This window comes from Pedobacter sp. (genome assembly GCF_046462515.1).
Classification (GTDB): Bacteria; Bacteroidota; Bacteroidia; order Sphingobacteriales; family Sphingobacteriaceae; genus Pedobacter.
Genome location: NZ_JBKGVD010000003.1, coordinates 165,937 through 176,267 on the forward strand (window position 1 = coordinate 165,937; position 10,331 = coordinate 176,267).

At 35.9% G+C, this 10,331-nt stretch carries 13 protein-coding genes; 6 read left to right on the forward strand and 7 right to left on the reverse strand.

The window, feature by feature from the left end; genetic code table 11:
* Positions 1-21: 21 nt before the first annotated feature.
* Entirely contained in the window at positions 22-1,170 is a 1,149-nt protein-coding gene (locus ACLHG9_RS03470) for a cysteine desulfurase family protein (protein WP_410220133.1), read from the forward strand.
* 291 nt (positions 1,171-1,461) lie between these two features.
* Complete coding sequence (locus ACLHG9_RS03475) at positions 1,462-1,677, forward strand: hypothetical protein (protein WP_410220134.1); 216 nt, start codon at positions 1,462-1,464, stop codon at positions 1,675-1,677.
* A 50-nt stretch (positions 1,678-1,727) separates the two neighbouring features.
* Here ACLHG9_RS03475 and ACLHG9_RS03480 read toward each other — a convergent pair whose 3' ends face one another.
* Both ACLHG9_RS03480 and ACLHG9_RS03485 read right to left on the reverse strand, forming a co-directional pair.
* Entirely contained in the window at positions 1,728-2,162 is a 435-nt protein-coding gene (locus ACLHG9_RS03480; RefSeq protein WP_410220135.1) for a DUF983 domain-containing protein, read from the reverse strand.
* The gene (locus ACLHG9_RS03485) at positions 2,143-3,039 is read right to left on the reverse strand and encodes an AraC family transcriptional regulator (RefSeq protein WP_410220136.1); all 897 of its coding nucleotides are present in this window, start codon (positions 3,037-3,039) and stop codon (positions 2,143-2,145) included. The genes ACLHG9_RS03480 and ACLHG9_RS03485 overlap by 20 nt, the downstream gene beginning before the upstream one ends.
* A gap of 467 nt (positions 3,040-3,506) precedes the next feature.
* On the opposite strand from ACLHG9_RS03485, the gene ACLHG9_RS03490 reads away from it, so the two are divergent.
* On the forward strand, positions 3,507-4,295 hold the full coding sequence (locus ACLHG9_RS03490; RefSeq protein WP_410220137.1) for a HipA family kinase: 789 nt from the start codon (positions 3,507-3,509) through the stop codon (positions 4,293-4,295).
* On the forward strand, positions 4,273-4,656 hold the full coding sequence (locus tag ACLHG9_RS03495) for a DUF3037 domain-containing protein (protein ID WP_410220138.1): 384 nt from the start codon (positions 4,273-4,275) through the stop codon (positions 4,654-4,656). The genes ACLHG9_RS03490 and ACLHG9_RS03495 overlap by 23 nt, the downstream gene beginning before the upstream one ends.
* On the opposite strand, the gene ACLHG9_RS03500 is transcribed toward ACLHG9_RS03495, so the two are convergent.
* The 5 genes from ACLHG9_RS03500 to ACLHG9_RS03520 form a co-directional block, all read right to left on the reverse strand.
* Positions 4,653-5,201 (reverse strand): NUDIX hydrolase, encoded by a 549-nt coding sequence (locus ACLHG9_RS03500; RefSeq protein WP_410220139.1) that lies wholly within the window; start codon positions 5,199-5,201, stop codon positions 4,653-4,655. The genes ACLHG9_RS03495 and ACLHG9_RS03500 overlap by 4 nt on opposite strands.
* A gap of 25 nt (positions 5,202-5,226) precedes the next feature.
* Positions 5,227-5,613, reverse strand: coding sequence for a hypothetical protein (locus tag ACLHG9_RS03505; protein ID WP_410220140.1), 387 nt, complete (start codon positions 5,611-5,613; stop codon positions 5,227-5,229).
* Positions 5,614-5,696: 83 nt separating this feature from the next.
* Positions 5,697-6,476 (reverse strand): TPM domain-containing protein, encoded by a 780-nt coding sequence (locus ACLHG9_RS03510; protein WP_410220141.1) that lies wholly within the window; start codon positions 6,474-6,476, stop codon positions 5,697-5,699.
* Positions 6,477-6,514: 38 nt separating this feature from the next.
* Positions 6,515-6,964: a TPM domain-containing protein gene (locus ACLHG9_RS03515; protein ID WP_410220142.1), complete on the reverse strand. Its 450-nt coding sequence runs from the start codon at positions 6,962-6,964 to the stop codon at positions 6,515-6,517.
* 95 nt (positions 6,965-7,059) lie between these two features.
* A complete protein-coding gene (locus ACLHG9_RS03520) occupies positions 7,060-7,641 on the reverse strand; it encodes a LemA family protein (protein ID WP_410220143.1) in 582 nt (193 codons plus the stop codon).
* Positions 7,642-7,847: 206 nt separating this feature from the next.
* On the opposite strand from ACLHG9_RS03520, the gene ACLHG9_RS03525 reads away from it, so the two are divergent.
* Both ACLHG9_RS03525 and ACLHG9_RS03530 read left to right on the forward strand, forming a co-directional pair.
* Positions 7,848-9,386, forward strand: a complete 1,539-nt coding sequence (locus tag ACLHG9_RS03525; RefSeq protein WP_410220144.1) for an NAD(P)/FAD-dependent oxidoreductase — start codon at positions 7,848-7,850, stop codon at positions 9,384-9,386.
* 36 nt (positions 9,387-9,422) lie between these two features.
* Positions 9,423-9,782, forward strand: coding sequence for a CoA-binding protein (locus ACLHG9_RS03530; protein WP_410220145.1), 360 nt, complete (start codon positions 9,423-9,425; stop codon positions 9,780-9,782).
* Positions 9,783-10,331: the final 549 nt, after the last annotated feature.

Here is a 10,331-nt window from a genome sequence, read left to right on the forward strand (position 1 = left end):
ACAACACCATAAAACACACAAATGAAAAGAGTTTATTTAGACAATGCCGCAACCACACCACTTGATAGCGATGTAATTGCTGAAATGACCAATGTAATGCAGAATTTTTACGGAAACCCTTCTGCCATCCATACCCTTGGTCGTGAAGTAAGAACCTTGGTTGAAAAGGCCCGTAAAACGGTTGCGACACTGTTAAATGCCAGTCCTGCAGAAATATTTTTTACTTCTGGAGGAACCGAGGCAGACAATACTGCGATAAGATGCGGAATTGCCGCGTATGGTATAAAACATGCCATCACTTCTAAAATAGAACACCATGCGGTAGAACATACGTTAGATATGTTGTTAAAAGAAGGTGTAATTGATAAATTGAGCTTTGTAAATGTTGATGAAAAAGGAAATGTTGATTACAGCCATTTAGAAGAGCTTTTACAAAGTAATGAACGCAGCTTTGTTTCATTAATGCATGCCAATAATGAACTGGGTACACTTACAGATATGGAAAAAGTAGGTGATCTGTGCGAAAAATACAATGCGATTTACCATGCAGATACTGTACAGACCATGGGGCACTATGCACATGATGTACGTAAATTAAAAGCACATTTTATAGTTTGTGCTGCGCATAAATTACACGGACCTAAAGGAGTAGGCTTTTTATATGTAAACAATAGCATTAAAATTCCGCCCATGATTTATGGAGGAGCTCAGGAGCGTAATATGCGTGGTGGAACAGAAAATGTATATGGTATAGTGGGTTTGGCTAAAGCATTGGAAATTGCTTACGCAGAAATGACCGAACACCAAACACATATACAGGGATTAAAAGATTATTTTATTGCAAAGCTTAAAGAAGAAATCCCTGGAGTTAAATTTAACGGCGAAACAGATGCTGATAAAAGTCTTTATACTGTTTTAAATGTTTCATTTCCCGAAATGGATATGGCAGATATATTATTATTTAATTTAGATATTAATGGCGTTTGTGCCTCAGGGGGTAGTGCTTGTTCATCGGGTTCTAACATTGGTTCGCATGTTCTTAATGGTATAAAAGCAGATCCGAACCGCCCGGCAGTTCGTTTCTCTTTTAGCAAATTCACTACAAAAGAAGATGTTGATTATGCTTTAGGCGTAATCAAAACAATTATGAAACAAAATGCATTAGTTTAAAAAATTTCTTATTTTAATAGAAAAAGAGTTTTGGCTGAGGCTAAAACTCTTTTTTGTTTATATGAGCTTATTCGAGCTATGTAACAAAATTGAAAGAACCTTTCACTTAAATCTTCATAATGACCAGGCTTAAGTATCTTAAAAGCACATTTTACCCTTCTTAATCATTATTTAACCAAAAAGCAACCCTTTGTTAAAACTGGTTTCTTGGTAAGTTAAAAAATAATCGCTATCTTGATATCATTATTACCGGAAGGCTTTTATTCAACTGATTTTTAAAAAGGAGATGTTATGGATAAGCTTAAAAATTCTGTATTAGATAACAGTTATGCTAATACCGATCAATTTAGCAAACCCGTTAATCAAACTGATTTTATTGAAGAAAATTTTGAAGATAACATGAGTGAAGCTGTTATTAATGGAGGCTATTGCGAAACTCAAAATGAAGCCACTAAAATTAAAACAGTGTGGCACGAACTGATCAATTACAGATACGCTATTCTTTGATCAATCTTGAAAAGAGAAACACATCTCTAAAAAGATGTGTTTCTCTTTTTTTAACTATTTTTGGTAACCTTAACAGCATATTTTTCGGGCTCATAACGCAAACCTGGCGATAGCCAGTAGAGTAAAGCCATTCTTGAATAACGATAATTGAATGGGGCACAAAGTATACTAACTAATATCAATAAGCCTACATAATACCAAAGATTATCATAATCTAACTTTAAGCCTAAAACATACGCGGCCACAGCCACAGTAACCATCTCAGCAACATTCATGGCGTAGCTCACAAACATGGCTACATAAAAATAGCCTGGTTCACGCTCAAATTTTAACCCGCAATGAGGGCAATAGGTATTCATTTTCTTTTCCTTAAAACTGTAAGCCGGAGCGGTAAATACATTGCCTATTCTGCAACGTGGACATTTAGCCTGAGAAATACCCTTCCATTGTGAAGTGTATATAATATTATTGTGCTGTAATTCCATATGATGGTATAGTGTTTAATTTTCTGAATTTATCGGGCGTAATCCCTTCATATTTTTTGAAGAATTTGATAAAGTAGCTCTGATCTTTAAAATTTAATACCCTTGCAATCTCTGCTACCAGCAAATCTTTATTAATCAATAACCTTTTAGCTTCCAGTATAATCCGGTCTCTGATGAGTTTCCCTGCAGATTGCCCTAAAAAATCGTTACATAGAGCATTTAAATGATTTGGTGTAATATAGAGTAAAGCCGCATACTGCTTAGGTAACTTTAAACTGGCATAATTCTTTTCAATTAACTGCTGAAAATTTTTTAAAAGCGTATGGTTATAAGGATTGACCTGTTTGGGTAATATATATTGAACAGAGCGACTTACTTCGGTAAAAAGATGAAGCAATAAAACCCTAACCAGGTCATCGTTAATAGGGATTTCATTAGATCCTTCTTTGAGCATTTCTTCAAAAATGACAGAAATTTTGGTGACGGTTTCTTCATGGAGATTAATCACTTGTTGTTGAGGATTTCCGCTAAAAAAGCTGAATTGCTCTAAATAATCGGGTTTAAGCAAGAAGGAAGAAAAATAATTTGCGTTAAAATTAGCGATATAACCAGAGGGCTTGTCTTCAAAACTCCAGCTATGAACCTGACCCGGTATCATAAAATAGATCTGCCCTTCGCTTAAGTCAAAAGTGTTAAAATCAATCTGGTGTTTGCCTTTACCTCTGGTAAAAAGAACCAGATGGTAAAAATCATGTTTATGTGCCGAATGAAGATGCTTATGCAATTCTGCATAATACTCAAAACGACTTACTAAAATCCCATCGTTCTTGTACGATCTGAGATTACTCATGTTGTAGACGGGGATATTGGTTTTCATGCTAATTCTTTGTGATATATATTTATACAAATTTAGCTTAAATAGGGTTTGATGTAAAGGTAATTTTTGATTAATAAATGGTGTTTTTTACTTTATTTATTTGTTTAATATTGAGTTATTGTAATTTATAAAGGTATATTTTGAATATATATATGAATTTTTCATAACGGCGATGATTGTTATTCTAAAATGGAATATGAAAAAAATATTAAAAAAAGCTCTACTTGTATTGTAAATTAAAAAAAGTATTTATATTTGTCCCTGAGAGCGTTAATTTAGATGACGGGGGTAAGGCTTAGGCTTTATCTCCGTTTCTTTTTTATACCTGTTCTATAAGTTTTAGCTACTCAAGATCTTGAAATTCTTACAGCTGGAATTGGTGTTTCTTATCTGAAAATTATGCCGGATTTAAAGCATATTTACTTTTTACTTATTTTTGGCTGATGTCTGTGGTGAATTTAAAAAATATGCAAAATCTTGAATTACGGAAAGTAAACGTAATCAGATATGTAACGCCTTTACGAGAGGGAGGCTCTATGCCGGCTATTGCCGAAGCCGATGATGGTTTTCTTTATGTTTTAAAATTTAGAGGCGCCGGGCAAGGTAAAAAAGCATTAATTGCAGAGCTTATTGGTGGGGAGCTGGCCAGAATATTAGGTTTAAGAATGCCCGAAATCGTTTTTGCCAATTTAGATGAAGCCTTTGGTAGAACTGAACCTGATGAAGAAATACAGGATTTGCTAAAAGCAAGCACAGGCTTAAATTTGGCAGTACACTATTTATCTGGAGCTATAACTTATGATCCGGTTGTTGCTAAAATAGATCCTTTACTGGCATCTAAAATAGTATGGTTAGATTGTTTCTTAATGAACATGGACAGGACAGCCCGTAATACCAATATGCTTTACTGGCATAAAGAACTTTGGTTGATAGATCACGGCGCTTCTATGTATTTTCATCATTCATGGCAAAACTGGCAAGAGCAAGCCAAAAAACCTTTTATGTTGGTTAAAGATCACGTTTTGTTACCACAGGCCAATTTATTGGAAGAAGTAGATCAGCAATTTAAATCATTACTTACTCCTCAAATTATTGAAGCGGTTCTGAATGTCATTCCTGAAGAATGGCTTGATGATAGGTTTTTTAACAGTAGTGCCGAACAGAAAGAAGCCTATGCTTATTTCCTGAATAACAGAGTGGCCAATTCTCAAATTTTTGTAAATGAAGCTGAAGATGCAAGAGAGAAACTTATTTGAGTACGCGGTTATACGCATAATGCCCAAGGTTGAACGCGAAGAGTTTTTGAATATAGGCGTGATTTTGTATTGCGCCAGGCAAAGGTTTTTAGGCGCTAAATATATTATTAATACAAATAGATTAAAAGCATTATGTATCGATTTGGATATAAATATTTTAGCTCAAAATTTAGAATCACTGAGCCGCATCTGTAAAGGCGGAAGTGATGCGGGGCCTATTGGATTATTAGATCAGCCTTCTCGTTTCAGATGGTTAACAGCAGCCAGAAGTACAATTATTCAAACTTCAAAAGTACATCCGGGGCTTTGTACAGATGCGCAGACTATGCTTGATCAATTATTTGAAGAAATGGTTATTTAATGATCTGATACTTTTTCGAGCCCATAGAATAGTGCGGCAACGTGTAGAGCCTGGTCAATTTGGTTTTCCTTAATCAATTGTTTTATTTCATTAATAGAATAAAGTTCTACATTTATGATTTCATGCTCATCTAAATGTTGCGCACGTGTTTTTTCTCCATCGGTAAGTAAATAAGTATAAGTCTGATTATTGGCTGTTGCAGGGTTAGCATAAAGCGTGCACAATGGCTCACAGCTCGAAAAAGTATAACCTGTTTCTTCAACAAGTTCACGTTTAATCGCTTCTTCAGGTGTTTCTCCTTCATCAATAACACCACCCGGTATTTCTAAAGAAATGATATCTCCGGCAAAACGATACTGACGTACCATAATAATTTGCTGATCTTTTGTTACAGCTACCGCATTTACCCAATCTGGATATTCTAGGACATAATAATCATCTTTTACAGTACCGTTAGGAAGCTCACAAGTGTCTACCCTTAAAGTTGCCCATTTTTCTTTTACCAGATATTTTGACGCAAGTTTTTTCCATTTGGTTATTTCCATAGATATGAAATTAGGATGTCTATGCTTATAAATATTGTTGTATAATCTCCTGGCGGTGCAGGTTTACCAGATGCACCATTTTGTATCGCTCAGATAACTGCAGATAAATAAGATTAAGTTTTGGAGCAATGAGCCTGTTGCGTTCTGCACTGGTTCCAAGTTCGTAATAAAGGAACTCACTTAATGAATCTAACTTTTCAGCGCTGAGGTCTGCTTTTTCTAAGCAAGTTTTAAAGTGATTTAAATCAGCATTATTCAAAGTAATTTCATCAAGACAAAAAGCAGTTTGCATAGTTTCATTGAAAATGGCTAATGCTTCATTTGTTTTTCCATCAAGCTTTAATCCCATTATTCGTGCTAAAACCTGGGCTAGTCTTTCAATTTCTGATTTTAAAAGATCTCTTCTATACATGATGCAATAATAAAAAAAAGGTTATAACAATATAACCTTGTAATATGATAAATTATCTAGCTAAAAAAGGCAAGAAATTTGGTTTACCAGCTTCCGCTACTTCCGCCTCCGCCAAAACTACCACCACCAAATCCGCCGAATCCACCGCCACTGCCACCACCGAATCCACCGCCGCTACCAAAACCACCACCAGAATTTCCCCGGCCACCGCCAAAAAGCATTGCCCAAAAAAGTGCATTCGCAGCTCCACGGCCACCAATAACCTGATTGCCACCGCCGCCGCCACCTCGTTTTAGTATAATGATAATAACAATAATAATGATTAAAACAATTAGGCCTGATCCGGTTTTGTCAGAAGAACTTTTACGTTTGGGACTATCGTTTTTGTACTCGCCCTTAATTAAAGAAATAATAGAGTTTGTACCAACATCAATACCTTCATAATAGTTTCCGTTTTTAAAATAAGGCTTAATATCATTTTCTATAATGCGTTTGGTGTACATATCAGGCAAAGCTCCCTCTACTCCATAACCAGTTTGTATAGAAAGCTTTCTATCGCCTAAGGCAATTAAGAGTACTACCCCATTATTTTTTGATTTACCGCCAACGCCCCATTTTCTGCCTAATGCTAATGCATAATCATTAATGTCGTATTCACCAACAGATTTGAGTATAACAACAGCAATTTGGTTGGATGTAGAATCATCAAACGCAACCAGTTTATTTTCGAGACTGCTAATTTGTTCAGGTGTTAAAGTATGGGTATAGTCATTTACCAAAGTAGCGGGCTTTGGCGGAATTTCTTGTGCGAAACCCAGCTTGAAGCATACCAGAAAGCAAATTAAAGTGATGATCTTTTTCATCGTATAGTTTTTCAGTAAGTTATAATAGGTTAAAATTTTTAAGGTTTAACCTTTTGTTCATCAATAAAAACAATATCATTAGGAATTTCATTGATATCACCACTTTGATAAGGAAAATACATAGCCAGTTTTTCCCCAGCCAGACTAATTCCGGCAATAATGCCTTCAACTAAATTTCCGCTTAAAAAATGCGCTTTCATGGCAACTTGCACCGTTTCCCAAAAATCTTCAGGAACCAATGTATCAATGCCTTTATCACCTATGATGGCAAATTTCTTATCTTCATAAGCAAGGTAAATCAAAACACCGTTATGTTGCGCTGTTTTATCCATTCCTATTTCAAAGAAATATTCAGTAGCCCTTGTAAAGGCATTATGACCTTTACAATGCTTTTCTAAAGCTATACGGATTTCGCCTGATGTTGACTTTTCTGCTTGTGCAATAGCTTGAGTAATGAGTTCCTGCTCCTGGGTTGTGAAAATAGACATGCTTTTTAATTTTTTAAAAAAGGCTCATGTTCTGTTCATCATAAATATGCCGGGTATGATAAACAACCCGGCTTATAACATATGAAATAACAAAACTAAAATTCAACTTTTGGTGCATTTTGTGCACCAGCATCTGCTTTGAAAGCAGCTTTTTGCTTGAAGCCAAATAAACCTGCTGTGATGTTATTTGGGAATGATCTTACTTTGGTGTTATATGATTGTACAGATTCATTAAAATCTTTTCTGGCTACTGCAATCCGGTTTTCAGTACCTGCCAGTTCAGCAGATAGATCTGTAAATTGTTGTGTAGCTTTTAATTCAGGATAATTTTCTGTTAAAACCATCAGTCTTCCTAATGCTTGAGAGATCTGTCCTTGTGCTGCTTGGTATTTCTCCATACTTTCTGCATCAAGTTTGCTTGGATCAACAGTAATCTGGCTAGCTTTGCTGCGGGCTTCAATTACCGCAGTTAGTGTAGATTGCTCATGTTTGGCTGCCCCTTTTACGGTATTAACTAAATTGGGAATAAGATCTGAACGGCGTTGATACTGCGCTTCGACCTGACCCCATTTGGTTTTTACATCCTCGTCTAATTTAACCATGCTGTTATAACCGCATCCACTAAATAAACCCAGGACAACTAATACTGCTAAAACTCCAATAATTGTTTTTTTCATTTTTCTTAATTTTTAGGTTTTCAACTTAGATAGCAATTTTTGTTCCTTGTTACTTAAAATAATGGTAAATCTGACAAAATGCCATTTTTTTAAGATAAATCATTAAAAATCAGTCTAAATTAAAGATACTAAAACAAGACGAATATAACAACGAGATTAAAAATGTTAAATTTGTACCATTCAGGATAAAAACCTGACTTTAAAATATGCAGAAAACGCTGGAAATCACCATTACGCCATCTCAAATTGATAATGCAGATGTTATTTTAAAAGCCTTGTCAAAAGCAGCTAAATTAGATACTAAAGTTATAACGCATTACAAAATTCTAAAACGATCTATAGATGCCCGTTCACGCAATGTGGTTTACCGGTTGCAGGTACTGACCTATATCAATGAAACTCCGCAAGTTATTGTAGAAGCCCAAAAAGAGGTAAAGATTAATCCACAAAAAAAAGTAATCATAGTAGGAGCTGGTCCCGCCGGCCTGTTTGCTGCTTTGCAATGTATTGAGAATGGGGTTAAACCTATTATCATCGAAAGAGGAAAAGATGTTAAGCAACGACGTCGTGATTTAGCGGCTATTAATAAGCAGGGCGTAGTAAATACGGAATCTAATTATTGTTTTGGCGAGGGAGGAGCAGGTACTTACTCAGATGGTAAATTATACACCCGTTCAAATAAACGTGGAGACATTAATAAAGTACTGCAGATTTTTGTAGATCATGGCGCCTCAGAAGATATCCTGATAGATGCGAGACCGCACATAGGTACCAATAAATTGCCGCATATTATCACAGCCATTCGCGAAACCATCTTGAATGCAGGAGGGGAGATACATTTTGATACTAAGCTAACTGATCTCATTATTGAGGGAGGGCAGATAAAAGGAGTAGAAATTAATAACCAGAAAGAAATCTTTGCTAAATCTGTTATTTTAGCTACCGGACATTCAGCACGTGATATATATTATATATTACATCAAAAAAATATTCTGATCGAGGCAAAGCCTTTTGCCTTGGGCGTACGTATAGAACATCCACAATCTGTTATTGATTCTGCCCAATACCATTGCGATATCAGAAGTGAATTTTTACCACCTGCATATTACAGTCTTGTACAACAGGTAAATGATAGAGGTGTTTTTTCTTTTTGCATGTGCCCTGGTGGTATTATTGCACCCTGCGCAACAGATCTGAATGAAATTGTGGTTAATGGGTGGTCGCCATCTAAACGAAACAATCCTTATGCCAACTCAGGTACTGTAGTTCAGATTACACTGGAAGATGTGCAGGGATATGATCCGTTACGCATGTTAAATTTTCAGGCGCAGATAGAACAGGCAGCTTTTGAAGCCGGTGGGGGCAGTTTGGTTGCACCTGCCCAGCGAATGGTAGATTTTGTTGAGAACCGTTTATCATTAGATCTTCCTAAAAATTCTTATCTGCCCGGTACAAAAAGCGTAATGTTAGATAACATCTTGCCGGATTTTGTAAGTAATAGCTTAAAAGGGGCTTTGCCGCAGTTTGGTAAAAAACTGAAAGGTTATTATACCAACGAAGCGATTTTAGTAGGGGTAGAGAGTAGAACATCGTCGCCTGTACGTATCCCTCGGGATAAAGATACTTTGCAACATCCGCAGGTAGAAGGTTTATTTCCTTGTGCTGAAGGAGCTGGTTATGCAGGAGGTATCGTATCTGCAGCAATAGACGGGATTAACTGCGCTAACGCATTAATAAACTTTTAACAGTAAACAACGTTTATATAATATCAAAGTACCAGTATGAAAAAGACATTAATTATTGGCGCAAGTACCAATCCAGAAAGATATGCTTATAAAGCTGCACATATGTTAACAGCAAAAGGTCATTCCATTATTAATATAGGCGTAAAAGAAGGTGAGGTGGCAGGGGTTAAAATAGAGAAGCCATCAGAACCTTACCATGATGTAGATACCATTACATTATATATAGGTGTGCCCACACAACCTCAGTATTATAATTATATCTTAGAAACTAAACCTAAAAGAGTTGTTTTTAATCCGGGTACAGAAAATGCAGAATTTGAAGATATGCTTGAGCAAAACGGTATAGAAGCTATAGAAGCATGTACATTAGTTCTATTAACTACGGGCCAATATTAATCTCATGAGTAAAATCCAGTAGCTTTATTAATATAATTCCTACTTTGTACTTATAGCCCCTCGGGGCTATCGTTGCAATTAGAGCTATATATAAAGGTAAAATCTTATGAGGTAGTATTTCTTTCTGTAATTAATCCCTTGCCTTCCTAAACTATGTAATCTGTTACATAATAGTTTTGGCCAACCTTTCATCCTTTTTTTAAATCAGATATAAAGGCCATAAGTATGTTTTTTAAGCGGTGGAATCAGAATGTGCCGGGGGGATATAAATAAATTTCAAAATTTTTCTCCCTGATAGTTATGTAGTTATGTTTTTGTCTTTGGAAAAGGTTTGTCGAAAGTTTGCAAACCGGGAAAAGATTTCTACTTTTGCACTCCGCTTACGGAGGTAAGGGACGATGTTTGAAGAGCTTGTAGGGATACTTTGAGGGAGTTTTTGTGGGGATTTTGGCGGGATGGGTCCAGGGGAAAAAAACTTCAAAATATTTTCAGAAATATTTTGCGGAAGCCGAAAAGATTTCTACCTTTGCACTCCGCTTACGGAGGTAA